Here is a 26547-nt window from a genome sequence, read left to right on the forward strand (position 1 = left end):
GGATCGGCGGAAACGGAATCGGTGAACGCGCGGTCACCTGCCGGCCACCTGGAGGCCCTTGCTCTTCAGATCGGCGACGGTCTGCCGGTCGGTGGTGGCGATCACCTGGCCGAACGCGCCCGCGCCGCCGCCGACCGCGCCCTTGAACCCGTCGGTGAGGGTTGCCGCGGTCTGGCTGAACGTGGGGATCCACTTCCAGTTCTTGTTGACGGACTGGTCCGCGGTGGCGAACACCTCGTTGTAGCGCTGGCCGCCGAAGAAGGCGTCGGCCTGGTCGAGCGCGGAGCCCTTGAACGCGCCCTTGGCCGCGGGCCAGCCGTACCCGCCCTTGATCAGCAGGTCGACGCTCTCCTTGTCGGTGTTGAGCCAGACCGCGAACCGCAGCGCCTCCTTGGCGTTCTTGGTGCCTTTGAGCAGCGCGGTGGACGACCCTCCGAAGTTGCCGGCCGTGTTCTGGCCCGCCTGCCACTGCGGCATCGGCGCGACGCGCCACTTGCCCGCGGTCTTCGGGGCGTTCTCGCGCAGGATCGCATCGCCCCAGGACGCGCCGACCCAGGTGGCGATCTGCCCCTCCTGGAGGTCCCGGAACCACTCGTTGGACGAGTCGGGGATCGTCTTCACCAGCTTCCGGCGGACGAGGTTCTCCCAGTAGCGGGCGACCTGCTGGGTCTGCGGGTTGTCGATGTCGACCACCCAGGTGTCCCCTTGGGTGCCGAACCACTGCCCGCCCGCCTGCCAGGCCAGCCCGGCGAACCAGCCCGAGCTCTTGGGCGAGAACGTGCTGATGTAGGCGCCGCGCTTGCGGACCTCCTGCGCCGCCTTCTCGTAGTCGGCCCAGGTCTTCGGCGGCTCGATGCCCCACTTGTCGAACAGGTCCTTGCGGTAGAACATCGCCATCGGACCGGACGCCTGGGGGATGACGTACGGCTTTCCGCCGAACACCCCCTGCTGCCACTGCCAGTCCACGAAGCGGTTCTGGTACTGCGCGGCGTCGTGCCGCGACAGGTCCTCCAGGCCGCCCGCGAGCAGGAACCCGGGAACCTCCTCGTACTCCAGCTGTGCCAGGTCCGGGGCGTTGCCGGCCTTCAGGGCGGAGTGCATCTTCTGGTAGCCGCCGTCGCCGCCGGCCGGGATCTTCGACACGTTGACCTGGACGTCGGGGTTCTCCTGGTTCCAGAGTGCGACGGCCTTGTCGATGCCCGGCACCCATGCCCAGAAGGTGAGCGTCACCTTCTCCCCGGACCCCTCACCGGAACCGCCGCCGCACGCCGCGGCCAGCAGCGTCGTGGCCGTGGTCAGCAGGGCAACAAAACGAGACCTCATTGCTGTCGTCCTTTCGCTCCGTCGTTCCCGAAGGCAGGGCGGACGTCGGCGAGGACGTAGGATGTCCTACGTTGGACATACCATAACCAGGTCCCCAAAACCGGTCAACGGTTTGTTTCGCGACGCTCTCAGCGGTGGTTCGTGCCCGGCCGGTCCCGGCGGTCGGCCCGCGCCACCCGCGTGTCGATGTTGCGGAAGTGCTTGGCCAGCGCCTCCTCGGCGGCCTCCACGTCGCGGCGGCGCAGCGCCGTCACGATCGCGCGATGGCGCCGGACCGTGCCGATCGGGGACGGGTCGTGGTCGAAGCCGCGGACGCGGGAGACGCGGTCGAAGACGTTCCAGAACACCTCGAGCAGCTGCGGGACGAGCGCGTTGCCGACCGAGCGGTAGAGCAGCTCGTGGAACTCGCGGTCCTCCTCGGCGAAGGTCTCCCCGGCCCGCGCCCTGGCGTCCATCCGCCGGACGATGACGTCGAGCGCGGCCAGGTCCTCTTCCGGGATGGTCGGGGCCACGCGCCGGATCAGGCCCGCCTCCAGCACCTCGCGCACTTCGAGGATCTCGCTCAGCGCCCGCACGTAGCCGCCCGCCTCCTGGAGCGTGCGGAAGGTGAGGCCGTCGGCGAGCGGGGTCAGCGACACCTGCCCCACGTACGTGCCGTAGCCGTGCCGGATCTCGACGATGTCGAGCGCCTGCAGCCCCTTGAGCGCCTCGCGGACCGAGTTGCGGCTCACGCCCAGGCTCGCCATCAGCTCGGTCTCGGTGGGCAGCGGCTCCCCGGGGCGCAGCCTCTCGTCGAGGATCAGCTGCATGATCTCGTGCTGGACCTGAGCGCCCGTCCGCCGGGCCGTCCCCCGCGCCGTCCCCCGCTCCGCCTGCCGCTCCGCCACCGTTACCTCCCGCCGCCGGGGCCGCCCCGTGCCCCGGTCCGGGCACGGTTGTGCTCCCGGGCTCCGAGGCTTATCGTACGACCACTTCCACTCTGACATAGGACGTCCTACGTTGTAGGCCGCAGCAGTCGTCGTGCGTCACCGGAGGAGGGCCCGTGTCCCCCGTCATCAACGCGATCCCCGCCTCATGAGCGGCCCGGCCCTCCGGGGCGTCATCCCGCCCGTGTGCACCCCGCTGACGGCGGCGGGCGAGCTGGACGTCCCCGCACTGGAACGGCTCTGCGGCTTCCTGCTCGACGCCGGCGTCGACGGGATCTTCGTCGGCGGCTCCTCCGGCGAGGCCGCCCTGCTCACCGACCGGGCCCGTGCCGCGGCGTTGACCACCGTCGTCGGCGTCGTCGCGGGCCAGGTCCCCGTGCTCGCCGGTGCCATCGACACCAGCGCGCCGCGGGTGCTCGACCACGCGCGCACCGCCCAGCGGCTCGGCGCCGACGCCGTCGTCGCCACCGCCCCGTTCTACGTCGAGGTCTCGGCGCGCGAGATCGGTGCCCACTTCCGGCTGCTCGCCGGGGCGCTCGACCGGCCCGTCGTGGCCTACGACATCCCTTCCAACACGGGGCGCAAGATCCCCGGCGAGCTGGTCGTGGAACTCGCCCATGACGGGGTCATCGCCGCGCTCAAGGACTCCAGCGGCGACCTCACCGGCTTCCGCCGGGTGCTGGCCGGCACCCGCGACCTGGACTTCGCCTGCCTCACGGGCTCGGAGACGCTCGCCGACCTGGCCCTGCTCAGCGGCGCGCACGGCATCGTCCCGGGGCTGGGCAACGTCGACCCGCACGGATACGTGCGCCTGGCTGGCCATGCCCGGGACGGCGACTGGGCCGCCGCGCGCGACGAGCAGCGCCGGCTCACCGAGCTGTTCTCCATCATCACGGTGGCCGACGCCCAGCGCATCGGGCCGATCTCCGCCGCGCTGGGCGCGTTCAAGGCCGCCCTCGTCCTGCGCGGGGTCATCGACCACCCGCGGACCTGCGACCCGCTGTCGCCGCTGCTCCCCGCCGAGATCGAACGGATCGGCGACCGGCTGCGGAGCGCGGGCCTGCTACCGGTCGCCGACCTCCGCTGACGGCCGGAGGGCGCGGGGTCAGCGGAACGCGGCGGCGTTGCGCCGCGCCCACTCGGCGTAGGTGCCGGGCGCGCGGCCGAGGACGCGCTCGACGTCGGGGCTGATGCGCTGTTCGGCGGGGGTGGGGTCGCCGAGGATGGCGAGGGTGGTCTCGACCACGGGCTCGGGCATGAACCGCAGCATCTGCTCGCGGGCCTGTTCGCGGGACTGCTCGACGAACCGGACGGGTTCGCCGAGGGCGTCGCCGATCGCTTCGGCCTGATCCCGCGGCGTGACGAGGGCGGGGCCGGTGAGCTCGTAGATCTGTCCTGCGTGGCCGTCCTCGTGGAGCGCGGCCGCGGCGACCTCGGCGATGTCGGCCGGGTCGATCGTCGGCAGGCCGACGTCGCCGAAAGGCGCGGCGACGGTCCGCGCCGTCCGGACCGGTTCGGCCCAGGCGTAGGAGTTGGAGTCGAAGCCGCCGGGCCGCAGGATCGTCCATTCGATGCCCGATTCCCGGACGGCGTCCTCGATGGACCGCCCGAGTTCCCCATGCGAAGGCGACTGCGGCCGGGTGGCCACGCCTTGCGAGGACAGCAGCACCACCCGTTCGACGCCGCCGGCCTTGGCGGCGTCCAGGATGTCCTGCGGGCTGAGCAGGTGCGCGCCGGCGCCGCCGTTCTGCATGAACAGCGCATCCGCGCCGTCGAGAACGGGTCGCAGGCTCTCCGCGTCGGCCAGGTCCGCTCGCCGGTGCTCGACGCCCGCCGGCACGTCCGCTTGCGAGATCCCGCGGGACGTCGCCCTCACCTGCCCGCCGGCCGCCGCGAGCACCTCCACCAGCGATCGGCCGACGTTGCCGGTCGCCCCGGTCACCACGATCATGGCGTCCCCCAGAAGTTAGTTAGTTGGCTGACTGAAAAGAACGCTAGCACACCCGGGCGGCGGCCTGTCTATAGTTAGTGAGGTGACCAACTCACCCAAGGGGCGGGCGCGGGGGGCCGACAAGCGGCGGCGCCTGATGAGCGCGGCCGCCCGGGTCGTGCACCAGCAGGGCGTCGAACGCACGACCATCGCCGACATTGCGGCAGCCGCCGACGTTCCCCTAGGGAACGTGTACTACTACTTCAAGACCAAGGACGAGCTGGTCCAAGCCGCGCTGGCCGAGCATGCCGGGCACCTTGCCGAGCTCACCGGCGAGCTCGACGAGCTCCCCGACCCGCTCCAGCGACTCAAAGCCCTGGTCGACGCGTGGGTCGGCCAGCGTGACACCACGGCCCGCTACGGCTGCCCCACCGGCACCCTGGCCGCCGAACTCGACAAACGCGCCGACGGCGGCCTCGACCTGGAAGCAGGCGAGGTCATCCGGTCGCTCCTGAACTGGACAGAGCAGCAGTTCCGTGAACTGGACCTGCCTGACCCGGATGACCTCGCCCTGACGTTCGTCGGCGCTTACCAGGGAATGTCCTTGCTGGCCAATGCACTGCGCGACCCGGAGATCATGACCGGCCAGGGAACCCGCCTGACCCGCTGGCTCGACTCCCTCATGGAGGCTTGAGCGGTCACAGGGTGGTGGGGAGCAGGAAGGCCGTCGTCGCCGAGGAAGCCTGGACGCCGGTCGCGTCAGCCGAGGAGACCTTCGATCATGCGGTTGAGCAGTTGCTCGAAGTCGGGCGGCGGTACCTGGTCCGGTGCGGCCAGCAGCGCTGCCAGCCGGGGCAGGTCGTACGCGGCGACGGCCTTGTGAAGGTAGCGGGACTGGGCTTCGGCGTTGTGCTGCGGGTCCGTTCCGGCGCGCTCCTGGGTGCGCTCATGGAGCACATGGCTGCCGATGAAGCCGGTCAGCAGGGCGATGATCTCCAGCAGTGAGGGGCCGTCGCGGCCGGTCGGTTCCAGGATCGCCAGGGTGTGCTCCATGAAGGCCAGGAGGTTGGGCCCCAGGGTGCGGCGGTCGGACTGGGCCGCGTGCAGCCAGGGATGGCGGCGGAAGACCTCCCGCTGGGAGTGGCACTGTGCGCGCAGGTCCGTCCGCCAGTCGCCGGTCGGCGCCGCGAGCTCCACTTCGCCCGCGGCTGCGTCGATCATCAGCTCCACGAGCGTCCGTTTGTCGGAGGCGTAGGTGTAGAGCGTCATCGTGCCGACGCCGAGCCCGGCCGCGACCCGCCGCATGGTCACCGCGGCAAGTCCGTCGGCGTCGGCGATGGCGATCGCCTCGGCGACGATCTGCGGCCGGGTCCGCGCCGGCGGCCGGCCCAGCCGCGAGGTGCCGCGGTCCAGCCAGAGCCTTTCCGGATCCATGGCCCTCCCTCCTCGTGCGTGCTCCATCCTGCTATTCTCGTACGGTGTACTAGAAATGGGGGGGCGAGGATGGGGCACAGGAAGCCGCCGTGGCGGGTCCGTGCGATGCGCAACACGTTCAAGGGCCTTCCGCGGGCGCTGCACCACGTGGCCTACGAGTCCGGGCTGGTCGTCCCGGGCGCCGACGGTCGTGCCTTCACGGCCGATCACTACTTTCCGGTGGACCCGGGTGACTTCCCGACGCTTCTGGTCCGCACCCCGTACGGGCGCGGCCTGCCCTGGGCGGCGCTGTACGGGCTTCTGTTCGCCGAACAGGGTTTCCACGTGGTGCTGCAGGACAGCCGTGGGCCGTTGGGAGGCCCGGACTCCTGGCGGGCCGAAGCCGCCGACGGTCACGCCGCCGTCGCGTGGCTGCGCGAACAGCGCTGGTTCACCGGGGTGCTGGGAACGGTCGGCCCCAGCTACATGGGCTACACCCAGTGGGCCCTGGCCGCCTCACCGCCGCCCGAACTGCGTGCGATGGTGATCCAGGTCGGCCTTAGCCGACCCCATGACCTCTACTACACCGGCGGAGCGTTCAACCTGGAGACCGCGTTGGTCGCCACCACGATGGCGGTCCACCAGTCACGTGGCCTGGGCGCCTATCTGCGGGCGGCGATCCGCGCTCAGCGCCGGATGGACAAGGCCGCGCGCGACCCGTCGATCAAGGACGCCTATGTGTCCGTGCTCGGTGAGCGGGCGGCCGTCCTGGAGGGGGTCCTGGCGCACCCCGACCCCGCCGACCCGTTCTGGGCTGGCACCGACCTGACGGCGGTGGCCGACGGCTTGCGGATCCCCACCGCGCTGATCAGCGGCTGGTACGACGTGTGCCTCGACCAGACCCTGCGCCAGCACTCCCGGCTGGTACGCTCAGGTGCGCCCACCTCACTGCTGGTCGGCCCCTGGACCCACACGTCGGCGTTCGACAAGGGAATCAAAGACGTGTTCGCCGACACCCTCGGCTGGCTCAACGCCCACCTGCGCGACGACAAGTCAGGTCTGCGACCGACCCAAGTGCGTGTCTGGGCAGGCGACGGCTGGCGGGACCTCACCGGATGGCCGCCGGCCGGCAACGTGCGCCGGCATGTGCGCGCGGACGGCACCCTGGGCGACGCCACATCCCACGAGCCCATCCCACTGCGCCAGGATCCCGCCGACCCCCCGCCCGCCCTCGGCGGACCCCGCCTGGGACCACGGGCCGGGGCCAAGGACAACCGCGAGCTGGAGACCAGGAAGGACGTGCTGACCTTCACCAGCGAACCGAGCACCCGGCCATTCGAGGTGCTCGGCCCCGTCCGCTGCGAGGCCAGGATCTCCGCCGACGGCGCGGGCGCCGACGTGTTCGCCCGGCTCTGTGTCGTCGACACCCAAGGCCGTTCCACCAACCTGTGCGACGGCCTGCTACGCCTGAACACGGCCCCGGCCGGGCCCGTCGACATCACCGTGCCCATGAGCGCCACCGCCCGGATGATCCACCCGGGGGAGCGGATCAGACTCCAGCTCAGCGGCGCCCCCAGCCCCCGGTTCGCGCGCCGTCCCGCAGGCCCGTCGGTGGTCTCGGTGCACCGGGCATCCCTCGTCCTGGGAAGTGCGGGTGACTGATCCGGTCATGGCCGGGGGCTGACTCCGGCCAAGGTCAGGCCGAGTTGCCGGTCCGCCTCGGCGGCGGGGTCCGGGTGGCGTTCCGTGGCCAGGGCGATGCCGGTGATCAGGGTGAGCAGCCCGATGCCGATGTCCATCGTGCTCATTCCTATGGATCCGGATAGCGTCGTACGCGTCGAACCGATTGGGGAAAACGATGCGCAACACCGAACTCGAGAAACTCGACGGGCTCCTCGGCGAATGGACGACAACGGTGTCGGACGCCTGGTTCCTCGAACCGCCTGGCGCCGAGGTGCCGGGCAAGACCGACGTCGCGCTGCTCGGGGAGTCGTTCCTGGTCGTGACGTCGGAGTTCGGCGAAGGCGAGGACCGCTCCGAGCTGAGCCTCGTCATCGGACGCAGCGACGCGAACGACGCCTACGTCGTGCTTTACCAGGACGACCGCGGTGTATGCCGCCAGTTCGCCATGACCTTCGGCGACGGGCGCTGGACCATGACCCGCGAGGACCCGGACTTCCACCAGCGCTTCATCGCCGACGTCGAGAAGGATCGCATCGTCGGACGTTGGGAGGCCTCCGACGACCAGGGCAAGACCTGGCGGAAGGACTTCGACCTCACCTACGAGCGGGCCTGAGCCGGATCGCGCAGGGCGGGCACCGACCGGCACGCCCGCGGCCCCGAGCGCCCTGCGCCTGCCGGCCGCCGCGGGAGGGCATGACCCTTACGGAGTGATGACGTGTCCCGGGTATCGATACAGGCCGGGCCTAGCGTGAGCACGTGATCTCTGCTCTTCCGGCTCCCTCTCGGGAACGCGTGCGCCCAGGACGTCGCCGCCGGGAAGGCCGTCGAGCCGGCCGCATCTGGTTGCCGTACGCTGCGTGGGTGACGGTCGCGACGGCGCTGCACCCGCGAGCCTTTGCCAGGTCGCCGTGGTGAGCCCCGCTGAGGAGACCGGGCGAGTCCTGGTGGTGGACGACGATCCGACCGTCGCCGAGGTCGTCGCCCGCTACCTGGTGCGCGACGGTCACCGGGTCGAGTGTGTGGCCGACGGGCGCGATGCTCTGCGACGGGCTCTGGACGACCCGCCCGACCTGGTGGTCCTCGACCTCATGCTGCCCGGGCTGAACGGCCTGGAGGTGTGCCGCAGGCTCCGCGAGACCTCCCCGGTGCCGATCGTGATGCTGACCGCGCTCGGCGAGGAGACCGATCGGCTCGTCGGTTTGGAAACCGGTGCCGACGACTACGTCACCAAGCCGTTCAGCCCTCGCGAGCTGGCCCTTCGGGTGCGGTCGGTGCTGCGCCGGGCCCGCGGCATGGTCGTCCCCGCCGGCACCGGGGTGCTGCGCGATGGCGACCTGACGCTGGACGCGCGGGCGCACGAGGCCGAGTTGCGCGGCGCTCCGCTGAGCCTGACCACCCGCGAATTCGACCTGCTGGCGTTTCTGATGCGCCACCCGCGGCGGGCGTTCACCCGGGACGAGCTGCTGGAGCGCGTGTGGGGCTGGTCGTTCGGCGACACTTCCACGGTCACCGTCCACACCCGGCGGCTGCGGGAGAAGATCGAGGACGACCCGACCGCGCCGCGGCGGATCGTCACCGTGTGGGGTGTCGGCTACCGCTACGAGCCCGCCGGCATCGAGGAGGCCTCGCCGTGATCCCCGTGTCCGACCTGCTGCAGGTGGTCTGGTACGCGGCCGTCGCCGCGCTCGGCGTCGCGGCGGCCGGGTTGGCGCTGCTGCACCGGCTGCGCGGCCGGTCCATCGCGGTCCAGCTCGGGCTGGTCGGCGTCGCGACCGTGCTGGCGACCGTCTCCGGCATCGTCGTGATCACGTTCATGATGGTGCTGAACGACCACGACCAGTCGGTGGTGCTCGCCGTCGTGGCGGCCTCCGGCGCGGTCGCCGCCGGGGTGTCGTTGCTGCTGGGCCGTCGCCTGGTCGCCGCGAACCGCGTCCTGGTCGCGGCCGTGCGCGCCGATCCGTACCGCGTGCCGGGCACCCGCCTGCCCGCCGAGCTGGCCGAGTTGGCGCACGAACTCGACGACGCCTACCGGCGGCTGGCGGAGGCCCATGCCCGTGAACGGACCCTGGAGGCCAGCCGTCGCGACCTCGTCGCCTGGGTCAGCCACGACCTGCGCACGCCCTTGGCCGGGCTGCGGGCGATGGCCGAGGCACTGGAGGACGGCGTCGTGGCCGACACCGCGACCGTGGCGCGTTACCACGGCCGCATCCGCGTGGAGGTCGACCGCCTGTCGGAGATGGTGGACGACCTGTTCGAGCTGTCGCGCATCCACGCCGGAGCGCTGCGGCTGTCGCGGCGGCGGGTCGGGCTTCAGGATCTGGTCGCCGAGGTCGTCGCGGGCACCGAGGCCTTGGCGAACGCCAAGGGCGTCCGGCTGCGCGGCGACGTCCGGCGCCGCACCCCCGTCGAGGTGGACGCGGGCGAGATGGAACGGGCCCTGCGCAACCTGGTCGTGAACGCGATCCGGCACACCCCCGCGGACGGCACCATCGAGATCACCGGTGAGGTGACTGAGGGGATGGCGTGCGTGACCGTCGCCGACGCCTGCGGCGGCATTCTCGAGGCCGACCTGCCTCGGGTGTTCGACGTGGCGTTCCGCGGCGAGAGCGCCCGTACCCCGGGCGGCGGCGCGGGCCTCGGGCTGGCCATCGCGCGCGGCATCGTGGAGGCGCACTCCGGGCAGATCGGGGTGACGAACGCTGGTCCCGGCTGCCGCTTCGTCGTGCGCCTCCCGCTCACACCCTGACGGCGACGCCGGTCGCGGACCATTTCCGGGCCAAGCCGTGCCCTCCCTCCGGTCGATCGCCGGCGGCAAATCTTACGAGGTTCGTACGGGACGGGCCCAGACCGCGTTTCCAGGCGTCCGCCACCCTACGTTCGTCGCATGCGAGTGCTGCTCACAGGTTCGGCCGGATTCATCGGCTCGCACGTCGCCGAGGCCCTCGCGGCCTCCGGGCACGAGGTGCGCGAGCTCGATCCGCGCGCGGGCGAGGAAGCCGGAGACGTACGGGACCCCGAGACGGTGGCGCGCCGCCTGCGCGGCGTGGACGCGGTCTGCCACCAGGCGGCGATGGTCGGCCTCGGTGTGGACGTGTTCGATCTCCCGGCATATGCGGGCGTGAACGTGCAGGGCACGGCGGTGTTGCTGGCCGAGATGGCCCGCGCGGGAGTGCGAGGGCTTGTGCTGGCGTCGTCGATGGTCGTGTACGGCGAGGGCGCCTACGCCTGCGACGCCCATGGGAACGTCAGACCGGGCCCACGCTCGGAGAGCGATTTGCAGGCAAGACGCTACGAGCCGTCGTGCCCTGTATGCGGGAGCCCTCTGGAGCCCGGGGTCGTCCAGGAGGAGACCGTCCACGATCCGCGCAACGTCTACGCCGATACCAAGGTGGCCCAGGAACATCTGGCCGCGTCCTGGGCGCGTATGACCGGGGGCAAGGTCGCGGCGTTGCGCTACCACAACGTGTACGGCCCGCGGATGCCTCTGGACACGCCCTACGCGGGGGTGGCCGCGCTCTTCCGTTCGAGGTTGGAGCGTGGGGAGCCGCCGTTGGTGTACGAGGACGGGCGGCAGCGACGCGACTTCGTTCACGTGCGGGATGTAGCCCACGCGAACGTTCTCGCCCTGGAGTCACTCAAGGACAGGAGCGAGGGTGAGTCGCGCGCGTACAACATTGCCAGCGGCACTCCTCGTTCCATTGCCGAGATGGCTCATGCGCTGGCTGACATGTACGGCGGCCCAGAGCCGCAGGTGACCGGTGGTTACCGCCTGGGCGATGTACGCCACATCGTGGCGAGCCCTGGGCGTGCGCGGGACGAACTTGGATTTACGGCGGAAGTGCCTTTCACCTCAGGAATGGCCGAGTTCGCCAACGCGAAGGTAGGCGCCGCCCGGTGAACGACGTCGTCGATGTCATCCTGCCCTGCCTGAACGAGGCGGAGGCGCTGCCCTGGGTGCTGTCACGGATGCCGCCCGGCTTCAGGCCCATCGTGGTCGACAATGCGTCCACCGACGATTCGGCGGAGATCGCGCGAGGCCATGGCGCGGCCGTGGTCGAGGCTCCGCAGCGCGGATTCGGTGCCGCATGCCATACCGGCCTGCTGGCGGCCTCAGCGGATGTGGTGTGCTTCATGGATGCCGACGCGTCCCTTGACCCTGGGGAACTGCCCCGCGTCGTGGCGGCTCTGGGGACGCGCGGGCAAGGCATGGTGCTCGGTAGGAGGCGCCCATCGGGACGGGGCGCCTGGCCGATGCACGCCCGCTTGGGCAACACCGTCCTGGCGCGCTCCCTCAACCGGAGGGCCGGTACGGCCCTGAACGACCTCGGCCCCATGCGGGCCGTCCGGCGAGCCGGGCTGCTGGGCCTCGTGCTCGCCGATCGCCGTTTCGGCTACCCGCTGGAGATGGTCCTGAAGGCCGCCGCCGCCGGCTGGACGATCACCGAGGTCGACGTGACGTACCGTCCCCGCCAGGGCCGTTCCAAAGTGACCGGCACTGTCGGCGGGACCGTGCGGGCGGTCCGCGACATGCGCCGCGTACTGGCCGAGGTAGCGCCGTGAACGCCGACCTGGTCGTCATCGCCAAGGAGCCGGTGCCGGGACGGGTCAAGACGCGGCTGACACCCCGCTACACGGAGGAGGAGGCCGCCCGGCTGGCAGAGGCGGCTCTCGCCGACACGCTCGCCACTGTCGCGCGCACCCCGGCCGGAGCGCGGACCCTGGCTCTGCGGGGCGGTCCCGGGCCGTGGCTGCCGCCCGGCGTGCGGGTGATCCCGCAGCGTGGCGACGGCCTCGACGAACGGCTCGCGCACGCCTTCGAGGACGCGTACGCGGGGCGGCCCCTCGTCCTGATCGGCATGGACACCCCGCAGGTCACGACCGCTCTCCTGGAACAGGCGGGGCGGGCGATGGAGCACTGCGACGCGGTGTTCGGCCCGGCCGACGACGGCGGGTTCTGGCTGCTCGGCCTGGACCGCCCCGACGCCGCGCTGCTGCGCGGCGTGCCGATGTCACGCCCCGACACCGGGCGGGCCCAGCTCGACCGGCTGCACTCGGCGGGGCTAACCGTGGCCGTACTGCCCCGCCTCACCGACGTGGACACCGCCGCCGACGCCGCCGGCGTCGCCGCGCTCGCCCCGCACGGCCGGTTCGCCGCCGCCGTCCGGGCCGTCCAGGACGGCAAGGCCGGGAACGCAGGGGATACGAGGCAAGCCCTCCGGGCGGGGACGGCATGATCGGGGAGCTGTACGAGCGGGCCCTCGAAAGGCCGGACGGCGTCGAGGTCGAGGTCGAGGACGGCACGGGCCGCCGCGATCCGCTGCCCGTCGGGGAATGGATGTCCCTGCGCCCCGGCGACGCCGGCCTGCTCGACCGGTGCGACGGGCCCACACTGGACGTCGGTTCCGGCCCGGGACGGCTCACCGTGGCGCTGACCGAACGCGGGCTGCTCGCCCTCGGCATCGACGTCGCCCCGTACGCGGTCGCGCTCACCGTCGCGGCCGGCGGCCCCGCGCTGGTCCGGGACGTGTACGACCGGGTGCCCGGCGCCGGGATCTGGACGACCGTGCTGCTGGCCGACGGCAACATCGGCATCGGCGGCGACCCGTCCGCGCTGCTGGGCAGGGTCTTCGCCCTGCTCGCGCCGGGCGGCGGCCGGGTGTTGGCGGAGGTGATGGCGCCGGGGACCCGCTCGCACGCCGGACGGGTCCGGCTCCGTACCGGCCGGGCCGTCGGCGAGTGGTTCCCGTGGGCTCGGGTGTCCGCCGACGACGTCATCGGACTCGCGGAGGGCCAAGGGGCCGAGGTGACCGAGGTGTGGGAGGAGGGGGGCCGATGGTTCGCGTCCCTGGGCCGCTGCTGAGCCGGATCCGCGGCCGGGCGGTGACGTTCACGAGCCGGTTGCACGATGAACGGGTGGCGGCCTGGCTCGGCATCGCGCTCGGCCTGTCGTTCACCACGGCTTTCGTCACGGGCCTGATCAGCCATTTCATGCAGCACCCACCGGACTGGACGGTGTGGCCGTCCCGTCCGGTGAACCTTTACCGGTTCACCCAGGGCCTGCATGTGATCGGTGGGCTCGCGACGATTCCCTTGCTGCTGGCCAAACTGTGGACGGTCTATCCCAAGCTGCTGCGGTGGCCGCCCGTGCGTTCCGTCGGGCACGCGATCGAGCGGATCCTGGTGTTCGTCCTGGTCGGGGGTTCTCTGTTCCAGCTCGTCACAGGGCTGCTCAACGTCGCCTACTGGTATCCGTTCCCGTTCTTCTTTCCTACGGCGCACTACTGGACGGCCTACATCCTCATTGGAGCCTTGGTCGTGCACGTGACCAACGAGTGGGCCAAGGTACGGCGCACGGTCATGACTCGTCCGGAGGACGGCCTGGGACGGCGCGGGTTCCTGTTGACCGTTGCCGCCGCCGGGGGGACGGTCGTGTTGACCACGGTCGGTGAAGCATTCTCGCCTCTTGCCAAGCTCGCGGTACTCGCGCCCAGGCGTCCCGGGGTCGGTCCACAGGGATTGCCGGTCAACAAGTCGGCGGCCGCCGCGGGCGTCATCACGGCCGCCCGTGACCCCGGTTACCGGCTTCACGTCGCAGGCCGCGTAGAACGAGAAGTGTTCCTTTCCCTGGACGACCTCAACGCGCTCCCATCCCATATGGCGCGACTGCCGATCGCATGCGTGGAGGGATGGAGCGCGGAAGCCACCTGGAAAGGGGTGCGGCTACGCGACCTCCTCCACATGGCCGGTGTCTCTCAGGACGCGCGCGTACGGATCGAGTCACTGGAACGCGGTGGCCTCTACCGAACGTCCTGGGTCGACCCTCCCCACTGGCACGACCCCCTCACCCTGCTTGCGCTCGAGGTGAACGGCTCGCCTTTGGATCTCGACCACGGCCACCCATGCCGGCTCATCGCGCCGAACCGCCCTGGGGTGCTGCAGACCAAGTGGGTCCACAAGGTGGTGGTCGTATGAAGAAGCGCATCCTGGGTTACGGGGTTGGCGGAGCGCTTATGGCTACCGGCCTATGGGGCCTTGTCAGGGAATCCGATTTCGATCTCGTGGGCTGGGCGGTCTGGTTCGGGGGAGCGGCCCTCGTCCATGACGCGGTCCTGGTCCCGTGCGTGCTTCTCGTGGGGGCGGCCACCACGCGTCTGCCTCGCTCCTACCGGTGGCATGTGCAAGGCACGCTCATGGTGGGCGGAATGGTGACGCTGGTGGCGTTGCCGTTCGTGCTGGGGCAGGGGCGACGTGCGGACAACCCGTCCATCCTGCCTCTCTCCTACGGCCGCAACCTTCTCATCGTTCTGGCTGCTGTTTTCGTCCTCGCCGTTTGCACCGCTCTAAGGCACCGCTACGGAATCCGCAAAAGTCGTCGAAGGTGTTCCGATGGCGACCGGTGAGCTTGAACGGCCTCGTCCCCGGCCCGCTCCCCGGAAAAGGACCCGTCCGCATGGGCGGATCGTGGTCGCGGCATGGGCCCTGCTCATTATGGGCGCGTTCGTCGTCGGCGACCTACTCAAGCGGGCTGGGCTCGCCACCGAGGACGAACTGCCCCCGTTGCATGCCGCACCCCGGTTGCTCACCTGGCAGGTCGTCCCCGCGGCCTGCCTGGGCGGGGCCGCCGTGGCAGTGCTGCCGTCCCTTGCGCGCCTGCTGCCGTGGCGGGTTCTGCTGCCGGTGTCCTGGGCCGCGTCTACATCATGGACGGTCGTGCTGGCCCTCACCGACGGTCTGGACGCTCTGCACCGCCCCTTGGACGCCCCCACCGAGTACCCCGCAGGACTTGACGCCGTCCGGGCGGGCGGCCCTGCGGAGTGGCTGCGAACGTTCACCGAGAGGCTCGGCGGCTACACCACCCACGTGCGCGGCCACCCGCCGCTTCCCACCCTCGTGCTGTGGGCGCTGGAGGAGATCGGGCTGCGCGGCACAGGCTGGTCCTCTGCGCTCGTCGTCGCGTCCGGGACGTCCGCCGTCGTGGCCATCGCCGTCACCGTCCGCCACATCGCCGGGGAGACGCTCGCTCGACGTGCCCTGCCGTTTCTCGTGCTGGCGCCGCTCACACTGTGGATCGCCACGGCAATGGACGCCTTCTTTCTCGGCGTTGGGGCCTGGGCCACCGCCCTTACCGCTATCGCGGCCAAACGCAACAGCTTCGTCGCAGCCGCAGGAGCCGGTCTCCTACTGGGCACGCTGCCCTACTTTAGTTACGGTCTTCTTCCCCTGTTCGCCCTACCGCTCGCGGTCGTTATCCTGGCGCGGCCCAACCGTCGCGTGCTTGCCATACTGCTGTGCTGTGCCGCGGTCGTGCCCTTGGCCTTCGCCACTGGCGGCTTCTGGTGGCCGGACGGTGTTGCGGCCACCCGCGAGACGTACCTCATCAGCCGAGGGTCGGCGCAACGCTCGTACGCTTACTTCGTCATCGCCAATATCGCCGTGCTCGGCCTATTGGTCGGCCCTGCTACGGCCAGCGCCCTGCCGGCAGTGTTCTCACGACGCCGTCCCCTGGCATGGCTTGTGGGGGCGGCCCTAGTCGGGGTTCTCGCACTGGACGTGTCGGGCGTGACAAAGGGCGAGGTGGAACGCATATGGGTGCCCTACGCGGCATGGGTGCTCCTTGCCTCGGCCCAGCACGATCCCCCTGCACGCAGATGGCTGGCCGCGCAGGTAGGGCTGACCCTAGCGATCCAGGCGCTCGTCCAGTCGCACTGGTGATGCGGCAGGTCGGCGCTCAGCCGGCGGGCTGGTGGTTGAAGATGATGCGGGCGATCTTCCAGTCGCCGTCGGCGCGGCGGAGGAGCCAGATCTCCCGGCTGCGGACGGTCTTCGAGGGACCGCCCTCCCTGGGACGCACCTCCTCGTAGGACGTGCCGCACACATATCCGTATTGTTCGACGACCTTGATCTCTTCGGCGTGGAAGGTCGGGTCGATCTCGTACTCGGCGAGGAAGTCGGAGACGCCCTTGCGGATCTCGTCCTTTCCCCGGCGTTCGGGCAGGTCCGGTGGGCACCACATGCAGTCTTCGTCCCACAGGCTCATGTATCCGGTGATGTCCGACGCGCGGACATAGGCGGGCAGCTCCTCCTGGAAGATGCGCCGGATTTCGGTTTCGTCTTTCTGAGGATTGGACGGTGTCATGGTGCTCACCTTCAGATGACCGTTTTCGTGCGGCCGGCGTCTCGGCGGCGGCGCCAGAACGGCGCGGTGGTCCAGCGGCGTTCCAGCCCGTACAGGTGGTCCCGGACGCGCAGGTAGTCGTCGAAGCGGAGACCGACCGCGCGGTGGTGCTCGGCCGGGTCGCGGGGACGGCCGTCCAGCCGTTCCGCGATCAGGGCCGCGGCCGTCCGCGCGTCGGCGAGCGCGTTGTGCAGGCCGCGCGCGCACAGCGGGTCGCAGGGCGCGGCGGCGTCGCCGACCGCCAGCCAGCCGGGCCCGGCGGCACGGTCGAGAACGAAGGACGGCGCGGCGCGGGCCGTCACCCGCCCGCCCGCCAGCGGCCGGCCCGCGATCTCGCCGGACAGCCTGGACGCAGCCCGCGCGCCCGCGAACCAGCCCTCCGCCGTGTGCAGCTTCAAGGACCGCACGATGCCGGGATCGCTGGCGACCGCCACCGCGAGCCGGTCGCCGGGCAGCCGCGCGGCGTACCACCAGCCGTGCTCGGTCGCCTCCACCAGCGTGAGGCGCGGGAACACCGACGAGGCGGCGAGCCGTACCACGCCGGTGACGCAGGCGAGCCGGTCGTGGTGGCGCGGGCGCGCGCCCATCGCGCGGGCGAGCCGGCAGCGGCGCCCGCTGGCGTCGACGGCGACGGCGGCGCGCACGGTGCGGGGCGGGCGCCCACCCTGTGCGACCCGCAGCTCGACCCCGCCGGGCACGGCCCGCGGCGCGCCGACGAGCCTGCCGTGCGGCAGCACCTCCGCGCCCAGCCCGGCGGCGCGCCGGGCCAGGAGCGCGTCGAAGCGGTCGCGGTCCAGCTGCCATCCGGTGCCGTGCGGGTTGAACAGGTAGTCGTTGTAGCCGAGCGCCTCCCCGCCCCACGACGAGAAGGAGCCCAGGCAGGGCTCGTGCCCCTGGGAAAGGAAGTCGTCCCATACGCCGAGGTCCTCCAGGAGCGGACGGATGTCGGGCGGGACGCTCTCGGCGGTGCGGGGCCGGGTGGTGCCGGGCCGGGTGGTGCCGGGCCGGGCGGGGCGGCCCGCGTCCACCAGCAGCACTCGTACCCCGCCTCGCCGCAGGGCGATCGCGGTCGCGGAGCCCGCCGGCCCCGCCCCGATGATCACGACATCGGGGTCGCGGGTCACGGTGACGGCCGGCTGTACTTGGCGCCGCTGAAGTCGTCCCAGTGGTCGGAGTTCATCGGCCAGGGATCGATCTTGGGTTCCTCGGACGTCCCGTTGTCGAGTTGGCCGGCGACCTCCAGGTACTGGTCGGCGGAGTGCCCCGCGCCGCCGTCGCCGTCGATCCGGCTGCCCTGGAGGACGAAGCCGATCCGGTGCCAGTGGATGACACTGTCCAGCAGCTTCTGGTACCTGCCCACCTCCCCCAGGTCCTCGGACTCGGTGCCCTCTCCCCGGACCGAGTAGTACTGCGGCCCCAGCTGCTCGCCGCGGACGTCCTGGGCCCGGTGCACCTGCACGGGACGCTGGGCGGGCCACGACCAGAACAGCGTGGTGCTCTTCGGCAGGTTCGGCGCCACATTGTGCGTCGCGCACGAGTTGTAGTCGGTCTGCCAGGGGACCGCCATGAACTTGGTCGCGTCGCCCGGCTCCAGCGGTGCGGTCTCCCCCGGGGCCGGATGCAAGGGGATGTAGCCGACGGTGAGGAAGGGCCGATCCGGCCGTGCGCTGCCGTAGTCGAGGTCGCGGGCCCGCAGCCGGAACGGCCCGCAGCCCGACTCTCGCCAGTCCGTCCGGTAGATGTCCTCCTCCCGCACGATGAAGGTCATCTCGATGCCGGGGGCGAAACGCCCGCCGAGGCAGTTGGTGAGCACCGCCTTGTCGAGATGCTCGCCCGGCCCGAGCCGCGGTCCGCCGCCGGGATCGGCCAGGCGCTGGTCCCACTGCTGGAGCAGGAAGTACTGGGTCGGCGTGACGGTCAGGAACGCCAGCCCGGCGTCGCCCATGGCCAGCGGCATGTACGGCGGCCCTACATGGGACTGCTCGGTGTTCGCGGGATCGCGGATGTAGGCCAGCCCGGTCATGACCGTGTCGGCCGGGTCGCTGTCCGCGTCGATGCTGCCGACGGACTCGTGCGCGTCGACCGCGCGTTCTGGCAGGTTGGTCGTCCAGCGTTGCTGTGCGGCGGCGCGGAAGAGCGGCGCCAGTTCGTCGTCGAAGGCCGGCCGGTACCCCAGATCGAACTCGCGGCCGTTGAACAGCTCGGGCTGCAACCCGAGCTCGCGCACCCAGGTGTCGTAGATGTCGTCCCACAGCGTGACGACGTTGCGGATCTGCGGGGCGTAGCCGGGATCGGTGGTGATCGCCCAGGCCCCGTGCACGGGCTGCGTGCCGCCGTCCTCGAACACCAGCACCGCCGTCACCGGGCCGTCGCCGGTGTCGTCGAACCACCCGTCGGCGTTCACGTCGCCGTACACGCCCGGCGAGAGCAGGTCGCCGATCAGCGGGTACGGCTTGCCGTCGGGCATGTACCTGCCGCAGGCCCGGCCCGGCGCGGGCAGGACCAGCAGCCGGCCGTGCTCGTCGGTGAGCAGCTCGCCGAGCGTGTCGATGCGCCCGGTGGGCTCGTAGAGCTCGTCGTACCGGTCGCAGGGGAACGCCTTGGGGTACCTGGGGACGGGCTTGATCCGCGCGCCGTCACCCGCGCAGGGCGTCGTCTCCCGGTCGAACCGGACCGGCCCCGTTTCCTTGCCCTGGATGGCGCGCGGCCCCGGGTCGATGACCAGGCGGTTGAGGCGCTCCAGGCTGCCGAGGTCGGTGCCGTCCTGTGCGTTGCGCACGAAAAGCCGCTGCTGGTGCTCCGGCTCGTAGAGGTGGATGCCGAGGTCGTCGTTGAGAACGTAGGAGTTCGCCTTCTTGTTGGCCAGGTGAACGGTCCAGACGATGTCGGCGACGGTCCGGCCGCCGATCTCGCTCCCGATGCGTATCTCCGTACCGGCCCCGGACGGATAGGCGTCCGCCTGCTCCTCGGGATAGGCGTAGATCCTGAACCGCGCCGCCTGGCGCTTCAGAGCCCCGTCGGAGTCCCTCAGGTCGCCGCTGGTGATGGGCTCGTCCTCGGTCCCGGCCCGGATGGGCAGGCCCCCGGTGACCGTGCCGTCCGGAGGTGCGGGCATTCCGGTCATCGTTTCCGGGCCGAGGTGGTACTCGGCACTGTTGCCCACCCTGGCGATGCCTATCGCCGGGTGAATCCGGAACTGGTAAGCGGAATCGGCCACCGCTTTCTCCCTTCGACGCTCGTGGCCCTGATCCTCAGGAGAATCTGGGGACGGCACCGTGCCGCCAGCAGGCGAGGACGTCCCCGCCGACCTCGGCCATGCAGGAGCCGAAATCGTCCGCCGGGCGACCGGCGAAGAGGTCGCCAAGGATCTCCAGCAGGCGGCGGAAATCCTGCACGAGGATGCGCTGCGCCTCCTGCCCGTCTTCATTCAGGGGTTCCGGGACGGCGGAATAGACCTCGGGCAGGTCCGCCAGGTCGTAGCGCAGGTCCTCGAAGCGGCGGAAGTGCGACCATGCCTCCGCGTATCCGTCGGCGGTGTTGCGATGCTCCCACGCCACCTCGGAGTCCCCATCCGACTCGCCCTCGCCCTGATCGACGATCAGGTTGACGAATTCCAGCGCCTGGGCGAGCCCGCCCGGCCCGTCCTCGGTGATCCGCTGCTCGCCGAACCACTGGTAGAAGGCCCCGAACTCGTCGACCTGGTTGATCCCGCCGCGCAATTCGCTGACGAGTTCGCACATGCCGAAGCTGGTCACGTGATAGAACTCCGCGATCGAGCGGTACTTCTCGAGTTCCGCGTACGGAGCCATGAGGCTGCTCGACTTCCAGTCCGGATACTCGACGAGGCACATGGTGTTGATGCGCTTCTCGTCCAGCGGTCCGATCTCCGCGCTGTACGGACTGTAGAGCTCCGTCGGATCCGGATGGTTCAGCGAGAAGTCGAGGTGCGGGATCTTCTTGCCCCGGTACTTCGGTGGCCTGAACCTCGGCTTGTGCCCGTAGGCGTTGGCGATGTTGCAGGCCAGTTGCAGGTGCAGCATCTCCTCCCGGAGGACCGCCTCGACCAGCCGGAACGCCCGGTGCGCCGGGTCGACGACCGAGTACATCGCGGCCATGTAGTAGGGAATGGTCCACATTTCCAGGTCGACCAGACCCTGCAGATGCTTTCTCAGGTGGCGCAGGTCCCACGTCGTCGTCGGTTCTGCCGCGAGCGTCATCAGAAGTCCGCCTCCGCGCAGGGGTCGTTCTCGTTGAGCTGGTTGGCGGTGCTGAACCAGACCGTCACGGCGCCCCTGAGATCAAGGGTCGCCGGCGCGTCCTTCCTGCCCTGGAAGAGCACCGGGCAGGAACCCTCGGGCAGCGGCTCCCGGCACGGGACGGGAAGGCTCGGGCCGTTCTGGAGCGTGAGCTCGGCGCTCGCCTCGACCTGCTCCGCCGACATCCAGTCCGGCACCCTCCCGAGGGTGACGATGTGCTGGAAATCGGGGTCGCACGCGATGTAGTGGGTCAGGTGCGCCTCCGCGCCCCTGCCGAACACCACATAGTTGTGGTGCTCCGGGCGCGGGATGTCTTTGTTGAAGTGGCGGAAGAGCACCACGTCCTCCACCGTGACCGGGACGTTCTCCGCGAACGGCGGCCCGATCGGCTTCGGGTCCTGCTGGTCGTCGTCATAGGCGCTGTACAGGTCCGCCCGGAACGACCTCACCCGCCCGGACTTGATCCCCGGCAGTGTCATCTTGTCGTTCTCGCGATTGACGAGGTTGAAGGTCTGCCCGGGGTTCTTCCTGCGGCGGTCCTGGTAGCCCCGCATGACCTCCGGCGGCAGCGACGCCCGCAGCACGATCTGGTACATGTGCTTGCCCATGGTGAACATCGGCATATGGGACAGGAACAGCGTCTCCATGCCGATCATGAAGAAGTTGTGCTCACCGGGCTCGTCGATGATCGGATCGGATGGGGTCATCGTGCGCCTCCTCGTGCGGTTCCCTGCCGGCCGGACTCCCGGCCGCCTTCCCCGGTCTCGCCCAGCACGTCGCGCAGGGCGCTGATCGACGGGCTGAAGAAGTAGCCGCCCCCGGTCGGGACGACCCACTCGGCGGTGGCCGACAGCGACCCGGCCGCCCCGCCCGAACCGAAGATCGTGCTTTGCCTGCGGCGGCCCTGGCCCGGCTCGCCGTTCTGGCCGATGAACATGTCGTGTCCGCTCGGGCTGCGCGGCGCGGTCGGGCTGCCCATCCATCTGGTGCTCAGGAACTCGAACTGGTCGCTGAGCGAGGCCTGGTACGACAGGAAGAGCAGGCCGCGGTCGGCGTCGTGCGTGCCGGGATCGTCCTCGGCGTACGGCGGTCCGTACGGCAGCCCCCTGCGCAGGATGCGGCGGCCGAACGACGCCCGCCGCCCGCCGAGGTCGTTCGGCGTCCCGCGTGCGTTCAGCTTGCGGATGTGGGCGGCCATCGGGCAGGTCAAGCCCACCGGGTCGGCCTTGGCCTCGGGCCAGCCGTCCGTGTCGCCGTCCCCGACGTGGAGCGGCGGCGGGCCGCCCGGGAACGCGAAACCGAAGTTGTTGTTGGCGAGACGGTCGACGCCCAGCGACAGATCGTCCTTGTCGGGCAGGCGCACCACGGGTGCGCCGCTGGGCCAGCGCCCCACCACGCGCGCCGCCAGCCACTCGGGCGTCGCCTGCGCGAACCCCTGCTGCTTCGACAGTCGCTCCGACTCCTCGCGCACGAACGTCCGGAACGCCGGCACGTCCTGCCGCAGCCGACGGAAAGCCAGGTAGGAGCCGTTCCGGCTCCACGACGGACCGGGCAGGTTGACCCGGCCCGGCATCAGGGGATCGGCCCCCGACTTGGGATAGCCGAAGACGAACTCGCCGGGCCACACCAGGTACTGGCCGGGAAGCCCGTAGAGCCAGGCGTCGGGGACCGCGTCGGGGTCCACCAGCCGCGGCGTGATGAAGGCGTCCGGCTCCTCGGCGAACCGGCCGCGGACCCCGGGCTGCGACACCCCGTCCTGGAAGCCGAAGTGCTCGGCCCCGAGGTCGTTGAGCTTGGCGCCCTCCTCCTCGTAGAAGCAGCGCAGGCCGCCCGCCTCGGCGCCGCGGCGCATCTCCTCCATCAGCTCCCGGCACGCCTCCTGCCGGTCGGCGTTGAACACCAGCAGCACGTCGGCCTCGTTGCCGGGGCCGCCGAGCCGCCAGTTCGCCGGGTTGCCCTCGCTGGACGGGTCGGTGGGATCGCCCAGCAGTGACGACCGCGCCGCCATCCCGAGGGCGAACCCCTCGTCCTCGAAGGACTTGACGTCGGAGGCGTGCGGCCCGCCCGCGAGCAGCCTCTCCAAGGCCGCGCGGCTCACCGCGACGTTGAACCAGGCGTCGTCGACCTCCGCGGGGATCTCGCCGAGGGTCTCCAGCCGTTTGGCCGCGGTGAAACCGCGCAGCCGCCTGACCTTCACCCGCGTCTCCATGACCCGCGCCAGCGTCGTCACCGACGGCGCGATGCGGGCGAACCAGCGCCGCGCCTCCGCCGGGTCGGCGATCGTGAAGGCCGCGACGGCCATGTGCGGCTTGAGGAACCCCGGGACGATGTTGCCCTGGATCTCGTCGGCGTCCAGCACCGGCTCCAGCGCTGGTTCGTACTGCTGGTCGGCCATCACCGGCCCCCTTCGCTCGGACGGCCTGCGGTGGCCAGCGACGCCTGCGGGTAGTCGAAGGCGGGCAGCGTGCCGGACCGGCAGGGCTGTTCGGACCCCCGGTAGTAGAGGAACTCGGGGTTGGTCGCGTCGGCGCACGCCCCGCAGCGGCGCTTCTGGCACTCGCAGTCGACGGCCCAGTTGGTGAAGCGCTTCGGCGCCGACACCTGCCCGATGATCTTCATCGTGACGCACTCGGCGACCTGGCCGCCGGACGTGATCGGCACCCCGCCGATCGTGATGTCGCCCACGGAGTAGCCCTCCTCCGGAGGCACCTCCAGCACGGCCCGCTCGATCATCCCGGGCCGGCCGCGCAGGATCCGGAAGAAGGCGGGATCGACCTCCGCGCCGCCGGGCCCGGCCCACCCGGTCATCTCCAGGTGGTCCATGTAGAGGCCGACGGGATTGGCGAGGGTGATCTCGAACCCGAGCGCGGCCAGCTCGTTCACGCTCCCGCCGATCGTCGGGTCGCTGCAGCGGTTGAGGCCGCCGTAGCCGGCGCAGGCGATCAGCGCGTCCGGGTCGGCCATCGGGGCCGCGCGGCCGGGCGCCGGGGTCGTCGTGCGCAGGACGGTCGCGTCGGCGCCGAGCTGGATCTCCGCGGACAGCGTGTTGTCGGGCTGCCCGAGGTGCATGATGCCGTCGACGGTGTTCCAGCGGTTGTACGGGTTGTAGGTGCCCTTCGCGTACACCACCCGGGGCTTGCGCGGATCGCTGTGGTCGACCAGGTCCTCCGAGCAGATCAGGTCCTTGTACTCGACCTCGGGGCTCACGAACTCGCGGTAGCGCTCGACCAGCAGCTCCCGGTCGCCGACCGTTTCGTACTTGGGCTTCCCATTCATGTCGGGGAGCTTGTCCCCGTGCAATGCCTGCCAGTACTCCGGCGGCTCGGAGGTGAACGTCACCCTGACGACGCGGCCCCACTCGTCGCGGGTCGTACGCCATTCGCAGTACTCGTCCTGCGGGCGATAGTAAAGACCATTCCATTGCTCGCCCACAAAATAGGAACCGGGCCCGTCCATGCGTTCGGACAACGGCATCAGAAGCTCGGCACGGCGTAGTGCCTCCGCCCGTCCCCAGCGATTGCGGAGGGTTCCGGAAAAGCCGGTCCAGACGATGTCCTGGGTGAGCGCCGGCCCCTGCGGCGGCGTCTTGAGCTGGTTGATGTACTGGCATGGCTGCCCTTGGAGGACGGGCAGCTCGGAGGCGATGCTCTCGTCGAACCAGCCGGAGACCGCGTCGCTCCACTTCTGTCGCTGGCCCGGAATAAGGTCGAAATCGGTCAGATATCCGGGCGGGTCGTACAGCTTCAATCGCGCGGACCCGGAGGTGGCGTTCGCATGGGTCATGCCGGTCATTCCTCGTGATTGCTGAGCGTTTCCGGCTGCGTCCATACCCCTCGGTGAAAGGCGTAACCAAGGACCTGATTCCGGTGCATCCAGCGATTTTTTCGAAAAATGACCGGCCGCGGAACATCTAATGGGCCGATGCCGGAGAGGCCGTCCTCTCGCTGCGCTCAGCCTGCGACCCGGTCCATACGGAGGAACTCGGTGATGCGGAGCAGCTTCGGTGGGCGTGCCACCTCATCGGAGAGGGCTTGGAACGCCTCCTCTTTCCCGACGAGGCGCGGGGCCGCGAGTTCCACCTCCCGCCCGTCGACCCGGAGCCGCGCACCGTCGGCTGCCAGGACGTTCCGCACCCAGTCCGAGCCCGATCCATACACGGGAACGAACAGGTAGCCGCCGTCGACAGGATGCGCGTCGAGCGGCGTGTGGTACGTCGCGCCAGAGGTGCGGCCGACGTGAGTCAGCACCGGCCACCTCCCGCCCGCGATCGCGCGGGGGTTGAACACCCGCTTGTTGACGTGCCCCCACCACTTCGGCATCGGCATCGGAATCTCCTTCTCTCGCTCCTGCGGGGTGCGTCGTGGGTCAGACGTGCGCCGGGCTCCCGGCTGATTCCACCCCGGCGGACTTACACCCGTAAGGATGACTTACGTATGTAAGGATGACTTACGCGCGTAAGCTTGGCAACCCCGCCCCGTAGCTTGGAGTCGCCTTGTCACCATCACCATCGCGGACGCCGCTCAGCAGAGGCCTCGTGCTGGAAGCCGCGATCCGGGTCGCTGATCGCGGCGGGGTGGAGGCGATCACGATGCGACGGGTGGCGCAGGAACTGGGCGTGGAGGCGATGTCGCTTTACCACCACGTACCGAACAAGGACGCGATCCTCGACGGTGTGGTCGACATGGTGTTCGCGGCGATCGAGCTACCCGGTGCCGAGTGCGACGATTGGCGCGACGCGATCCGTGCACGGGCTTCCTCCGCGCGCGCGGTCCTGTCGCAGCACAGCTGGGCGCTCGGCCTCATGGACTCTCGCCGCGCCCCGGGGCCGGCGACGCTACGCCACCACGACGCCGTCCTCGGTGTCCTTCGCGAGGCGGGCTTCACGCTGCCGATGGCCGCGCACGCCGTCTCGCTCATCGACAGCTACGTCGGCGGGTTCGTCCTCCAGGAGGCGAACCTGCCAGTGACGACGCCCGACGATGTCGAGGAAGTGGCCGGCGGCATCCTCGAGCACCTGCCGGCGGACGAGTTGCCGTACCTCACGGAGATGATCGTCGACCATGCCCTGCGGCCGGGCTACGACCACACGAGCGAGTTCGGCTACGGCCTGGACCTGATTCTGGACGCGCTCGAAGCTCGCCGGAGGTAGATCGCAGCCTCTGGAAGCGGTCGGGTGGTCAGGTCTGTCGGCGCAGCCGGTACCACTGCGGCGAGGTCCTGTTCATCGGCCAGCCCAGCCCTGCGGTTTCCGCGGGCTGGACGTCGAGCAGCTCCCAGTCCGGGAAGGCGGCCTCGACCTCCGCCTGGGACACGCCGCCGATCCGGGAGCGCAGCCGGGTGGGACCGAAGGCGAGCATCAGCAACGTCGAGTCGGGGTTGGCCAGCGCGGAGACACTCCGCCCCTCGGCCCGTTGCCGTTCGGTGTCGAAACCCTGAAAACAGCCGATGTCGAGGAAGAAGTCGAACGTCCCCAGGTCGGCCGACGGCAGGTCCGTCACGTCGCCCACGGCGTAGGTGACCCCGTCCGTCTCCTGACGCTTGGCCGCTTCGATCGCGGCCGGCACGTAGTCGATGCCCACCGCCTCCCACCCCCGGCGTCCGAGCTCGGGGGTGAACTGGCCACGGCCGCAGCCTAGGTCGAGCGCCCGGCCGAACGGGCGGGAGCGCCCGGTCTCCTCACGGTCCAGCAGGGCGGCGATGCTGGCGGCCGCTGCCTGTCCGTAGCGCTCCCAAGGTGTGATGCCGAAGCGGTACATGCGGGCGTAGTTCGTCATTTGACTAGACCGTCTCATGGCGCGGCCCAGAGGCCGCAGCGGGGTGCGGCGGAGCATCCGAAGAGCT

At 70.6% G+C, this 26547-nt stretch carries 28 protein-coding genes; 14 read left to right on the top strand and 14 right to left on the bottom strand.

Annotated elements, in window-relative coordinates; all coding sequences use genetic code 11:
• Window positions 1-33: 33 nt before the first annotated feature.
• Both ABD340_RS01535 and ABD340_RS01540 read right to left on the bottom strand, forming a co-directional pair.
• Complete coding sequence (locus ABD340_RS01535; RefSeq protein WP_344586454.1) at window positions 34-1323, bottom strand: ABC transporter substrate-binding protein; 1290 nt, start codon at window positions 1321-1323, stop codon at window positions 34-36.
• Between the two features lie 128 nt (window positions 1324-1451).
• Window positions 1452-2210 carry a FadR/GntR family transcriptional regulator gene (locus tag ABD340_RS01540; protein WP_344586455.1) on the bottom strand — a complete coding sequence of 253 codons (759 nt, stop codon included), beginning with the start codon at window positions 2208-2210 and terminating at the stop codon, window positions 1452-1454.
• 187 nt (window positions 2211-2397) lie between these two features.
• On the opposite strand from ABD340_RS01540, the gene ABD340_RS01545 reads away from it, so the two are divergent.
• Window positions 2398-3336 carry a dihydrodipicolinate synthase family protein gene (locus ABD340_RS01545; RefSeq protein WP_344586457.1) on the top strand — a complete coding sequence of 313 codons (939 nt, stop codon included), beginning with the start codon at window positions 2398-2400 and terminating at the stop codon, window positions 3334-3336.
• 18 nt (window positions 3337-3354) lie between these two features.
• Here ABD340_RS01545 and ABD340_RS01550 read toward each other — a convergent pair whose 3' ends face one another.
• Window positions 3355-4200: an SDR family oxidoreductase gene (locus tag ABD340_RS01550; RefSeq protein ID WP_344586458.1), complete on the bottom strand. Its 846-nt coding sequence runs from the start codon at window positions 4198-4200 to the stop codon at window positions 3355-3357.
• Between the two features lie 82 nt (window positions 4201-4282).
• On the opposite strand from ABD340_RS01550, the gene ABD340_RS01555 reads away from it, so the two are divergent.
• A complete protein-coding gene (locus tag ABD340_RS01555) occupies window positions 4283-4873 on the top strand; it encodes a TetR/AcrR family transcriptional regulator (protein WP_344586459.1) in 591 nt (196 codons plus the stop codon).
• A gap of 65 nt (window positions 4874-4938) precedes the next feature.
• Here the strand turns inward: ABD340_RS01555 and ABD340_RS01560 are convergent, their stop codons facing one another.
• The gene (locus ABD340_RS01560; RefSeq protein ID WP_344586460.1) at window positions 4939-5613 is read right to left on the bottom strand and encodes a TetR/AcrR family transcriptional regulator; all 675 of its coding nucleotides are present in this window, start codon (window positions 5611-5613) and stop codon (window positions 4939-4941) included.
• A gap of 69 nt (window positions 5614-5682) precedes the next feature.
• Between ABD340_RS01560 and ABD340_RS01565 the strand changes: the two genes are divergently transcribed.
• Window positions 5683-7254, top strand: a complete 1572-nt coding sequence (locus ABD340_RS01565; RefSeq protein ID WP_344586462.1) for a CocE/NonD family hydrolase — start codon at window positions 5683-5685, stop codon at window positions 7252-7254.
• Between the two features lie 5 nt (window positions 7255-7259).
• On the opposite strand, the gene ABD340_RS01570 is transcribed toward ABD340_RS01565, so the two are convergent.
• Window positions 7260-7400, bottom strand: a complete 141-nt coding sequence (locus tag ABD340_RS01570) for a hypothetical protein (RefSeq protein ID WP_344586463.1) — start codon at window positions 7398-7400, stop codon at window positions 7260-7262.
• A gap of 50 nt (window positions 7401-7450) precedes the next feature.
• Here ABD340_RS01570 and ABD340_RS01575 point away from each other — a divergent pair, with 50 nt between their 5' ends.
• From ABD340_RS01575 to ABD340_RS01620, 10 genes are all read left to right on the top strand, one after another.
• On the top strand, window positions 7451-7888 hold the full coding sequence (locus ABD340_RS01575) for a hypothetical protein (RefSeq protein ID WP_344586464.1): 438 nt from the start codon (window positions 7451-7453) through the stop codon (window positions 7886-7888).
• Between the two features lie 298 nt (window positions 7889-8186).
• The gene (locus tag ABD340_RS01580; protein WP_344586465.1) at window positions 8187-8909 is read left to right on the top strand and encodes a response regulator transcription factor; all 723 of its coding nucleotides are present in this window, start codon (window positions 8187-8189) and stop codon (window positions 8907-8909) included.
• On the top strand, window positions 8906-10021 hold the full coding sequence (locus tag ABD340_RS01585; protein ID WP_344586466.1) for a sensor histidine kinase: 1116 nt from the start codon (window positions 8906-8908) through the stop codon (window positions 10019-10021). Before ABD340_RS01580 ends, ABD340_RS01585 begins: the two co-directional genes overlap by 4 nt.
• Window positions 10022-10159: 138 nt before the next feature.
• Window positions 10160-11173, top strand: coding sequence for an NAD-dependent epimerase/dehydratase family protein (locus tag ABD340_RS01590; RefSeq protein ID WP_344586467.1), 1014 nt, complete (start codon window positions 10160-10162; stop codon window positions 11171-11173).
• Window positions 11170-11835, top strand: coding sequence for a glycosyltransferase family 2 protein (locus ABD340_RS01595; protein WP_344586468.1), 666 nt, complete (start codon window positions 11170-11172; stop codon window positions 11833-11835). Before ABD340_RS01590 ends, ABD340_RS01595 begins: the two co-directional genes overlap by 4 nt.
• A complete protein-coding gene (locus ABD340_RS01600) occupies window positions 11832-12509 on the top strand; it encodes a TIGR04282 family arsenosugar biosynthesis glycosyltransferase (protein ID WP_344586469.1) in 678 nt (225 codons plus the stop codon). Before ABD340_RS01595 ends, ABD340_RS01600 begins: the two co-directional genes overlap by 4 nt.
• Window positions 12506-13135, top strand: a complete 630-nt coding sequence (locus ABD340_RS01605; RefSeq protein WP_344586470.1) for a class I SAM-dependent methyltransferase — start codon at window positions 12506-12508, stop codon at window positions 13133-13135. Before ABD340_RS01600 ends, ABD340_RS01605 begins: the two co-directional genes overlap by 4 nt.
• 53 nt (window positions 13136-13188) lie before the next feature.
• Window positions 13189-14247 (top strand): molybdopterin-dependent oxidoreductase, encoded by a 1059-nt coding sequence (locus tag ABD340_RS01610; RefSeq protein ID WP_344586472.1) that lies wholly within the window; start codon window positions 13189-13191, stop codon window positions 14245-14247.
• The gene (locus ABD340_RS01615; RefSeq protein ID WP_344586474.1) at window positions 14244-14675 is read left to right on the top strand and encodes a hypothetical protein; all 432 of its coding nucleotides are present in this window, start codon (window positions 14244-14246) and stop codon (window positions 14673-14675) included. The genes ABD340_RS01610 and ABD340_RS01615 overlap by 4 nt, the downstream gene beginning before the upstream one ends.
• Window positions 14662-15987, top strand: a complete 1326-nt coding sequence (locus tag ABD340_RS01620; RefSeq protein WP_344586475.1) for a hypothetical protein — start codon at window positions 14662-14664, stop codon at window positions 15985-15987. Before ABD340_RS01615 ends, ABD340_RS01620 begins: the two co-directional genes overlap by 14 nt.
• 16 nt (window positions 15988-16003) lie before the next feature.
• Here ABD340_RS01620 and ABD340_RS01625 read toward each other — a convergent pair whose 3' ends face one another.
• The 8 genes from ABD340_RS01625 to ABD340_RS01660 form a co-directional block, all read right to left on the bottom strand.
• Entirely contained in the window at window positions 16004-16411 is a 408-nt protein-coding gene (locus ABD340_RS01625) for a YybH family protein (RefSeq protein WP_344586476.1), read from the bottom strand.
• An 11-nt stretch (window positions 16412-16422) separates the two neighbouring features.
• Window positions 16423-17574: an NAD(P)/FAD-dependent oxidoreductase gene (locus ABD340_RS01630; protein WP_344586477.1), complete on the bottom strand. Its 1152-nt coding sequence runs from the start codon at window positions 17572-17574 to the stop codon at window positions 16423-16425.
• On the bottom strand, window positions 17571-19667 hold the full coding sequence (locus tag ABD340_RS01635; protein WP_344586478.1) for a LodA/GoxA family CTQ-dependent oxidase: 2097 nt from the start codon (window positions 19665-19667) through the stop codon (window positions 17571-17573). The genes ABD340_RS01630 and ABD340_RS01635 overlap by 4 nt, the downstream gene beginning before the upstream one ends.
• 34 nt (window positions 19668-19701) lie before the next feature.
• Complete coding sequence (locus ABD340_RS01640; protein ID WP_344586479.1) at window positions 19702-20667, bottom strand: ferritin-like domain-containing protein; 966 nt, start codon at window positions 20665-20667, stop codon at window positions 19702-19704.
• Window positions 20667-21413: a hypothetical protein gene (locus ABD340_RS01645; protein WP_344586480.1), complete on the bottom strand. Its 747-nt coding sequence runs from the start codon at window positions 21411-21413 to the stop codon at window positions 20667-20669. The genes ABD340_RS01640 and ABD340_RS01645 overlap by 1 nt, the downstream gene beginning before the upstream one ends.
• Window positions 21410-23101 carry a Dyp-type peroxidase gene (locus tag ABD340_RS01650; RefSeq protein ID WP_344586481.1) on the bottom strand — a complete coding sequence of 564 codons (1692 nt, stop codon included), beginning with the start codon at window positions 23099-23101 and terminating at the stop codon, window positions 21410-21412. The genes ABD340_RS01645 and ABD340_RS01650 overlap by 4 nt, the downstream gene beginning before the upstream one ends.
• Window positions 23101-24489 (bottom strand): hypothetical protein, encoded by a 1389-nt coding sequence (locus tag ABD340_RS01655; RefSeq protein WP_344586482.1) that lies wholly within the window; start codon window positions 24487-24489, stop codon window positions 23101-23103. Before ABD340_RS01655 ends, ABD340_RS01650 begins: the two co-directional genes overlap by 1 nt.
• 167 nt (window positions 24490-24656) lie before the next feature.
• Window positions 24657-25031 (bottom strand): nitroreductase family deazaflavin-dependent oxidoreductase, encoded by a 375-nt coding sequence (locus tag ABD340_RS01660; protein ID WP_344586483.1) that lies wholly within the window; start codon window positions 25029-25031, stop codon window positions 24657-24659.
• Window positions 25032-25240: 209 nt separating this feature from the next.
• Between ABD340_RS01660 and ABD340_RS01665 the strand changes: the two genes are divergently transcribed.
• Entirely contained in the window at window positions 25241-25855 is a 615-nt protein-coding gene (locus ABD340_RS01665) for a TetR/AcrR family transcriptional regulator (protein WP_344586484.1), read from the top strand.
• 28 nt (window positions 25856-25883) lie between these two features.
• On the opposite strand, the gene ABD340_RS01670 is transcribed toward ABD340_RS01665, so the two are convergent.
• Complete coding sequence (locus ABD340_RS01670; RefSeq protein ID WP_344586486.1) at window positions 25884-26480, bottom strand: class I SAM-dependent methyltransferase; 597 nt, start codon at window positions 26478-26480, stop codon at window positions 25884-25886.
• Between the last annotated feature and the right edge of the window lie 67 nt (window positions 26481-26547).

The organism is Actinomadura vinacea, assembly GCF_039532545.1.
Classification (GTDB): Bacteria; Actinomycetota; Actinomycetes; order Streptosporangiales; family Streptosporangiaceae; genus Spirillospora; species Spirillospora vinacea.

What these genes read in the sequence shown, in the direction of transcription:
- ABD340_RS01620 (WP_344586475.1), top strand. Translation starts at nt 14,662, where the DNA reads ATGGCGACCGGTGAGCTTGAACGGCCTCGTCCCCGGCCCGCTCCCCGG.
- ABD340_RS01660 (WP_344586483.1), bottom strand. Translation starts at nt 25,031, where the DNA reads ATGCCGATGCCGAAGTGGTGGGGGCACGTCAACAAGCGGGTGTTCAAC.
- ABD340_RS01575 (WP_344586464.1), top strand. Translation starts at nt 7,451, where the DNA reads ATGCGCAACACCGAACTCGAGAAACTCGACGGGCTCCTCGGCGAATGG.
- ABD340_RS01590 (WP_344586467.1), top strand. Translation starts at nt 10,160, where the DNA reads ATGCGAGTGCTGCTCACAGGTTCGGCCGGATTCATCGGCTCGCACGTC.
- ABD340_RS01565 (WP_344586462.1), top strand. Translation starts at nt 5,683, where the DNA reads ATGGGGCACAGGAAGCCGCCGTGGCGGGTCCGTGCGATGCGCAACACG.
- ABD340_RS01535 (WP_344586454.1), bottom strand. Translation starts at nt 1,323, where the DNA reads ATGAGGTCTCGTTTTGTTGCCCTGCTGACCACGGCCACGACGCTGCTG.
- ABD340_RS01615 (WP_344586474.1), top strand. Translation starts at nt 14,244, where the DNA reads ATGAAGAAGCGCATCCTGGGTTACGGGGTTGGCGGAGCGCTTATGGCT.
- ABD340_RS01670 (WP_344586486.1), bottom strand. Translation starts at nt 26,480, where the DNA reads ATGACGAACTACGCCCGCATGTACCGCTTCGGCATCACACCTTGGGAG.
- ABD340_RS01605 (WP_344586470.1), top strand. Translation starts at nt 12,506, where the DNA reads ATGATCGGGGAGCTGTACGAGCGGGCCCTCGAAAGGCCGGACGGCGTC.
- ABD340_RS01640 (WP_344586479.1), bottom strand. Translation starts at nt 20,667, where the DNA reads ATGACGCTCGCGGCAGAACCGACGACGACGTGGGACCTGCGCCACCTG.
- ABD340_RS01645 (WP_344586480.1), bottom strand. Translation starts at nt 21,413, where the DNA reads ATGACCCCATCCGATCCGATCATCGACGAGCCCGGTGAGCACAACTTC.
- ABD340_RS01650 (WP_344586481.1), bottom strand. Translation starts at nt 23,101, where the DNA reads ATGGCCGACCAGCAGTACGAACCAGCGCTGGAGCCGGTGCTGGACGCC.
- ABD340_RS01545 (WP_344586457.1), top strand. Translation starts at nt 2,398, where the DNA reads ATGAGCGGCCCGGCCCTCCGGGGCGTCATCCCGCCCGTGTGCACCCCG.
- ABD340_RS01655 (WP_344586482.1), bottom strand. Translation starts at nt 24,489, where the DNA reads ATGACCCATGCGAACGCCACCTCCGGGTCCGCGCGATTGAAGCTGTAC.
- ABD340_RS01570 (WP_344586463.1), bottom strand. Translation starts at nt 7,400, where the DNA reads ATGAGCACGATGGACATCGGCATCGGGCTGCTCACCCTGATCACCGGC.
- ABD340_RS01560 (WP_344586460.1), bottom strand. Translation starts at nt 5,613, where the DNA reads ATGGATCCGGAAAGGCTCTGGCTGGACCGCGGCACCTCGCGGCTGGGC.
- ABD340_RS01625 (WP_344586476.1), bottom strand. Translation starts at nt 16,411, where the DNA reads ATGACACCGTCCAATCCTCAGAAAGACGAAACCGAAATCCGGCGCATC.
- ABD340_RS01550 (WP_344586458.1), bottom strand. Translation starts at nt 4,200, where the DNA reads ATGATCGTGGTGACCGGGGCGACCGGCAACGTCGGCCGATCGCTGGTG.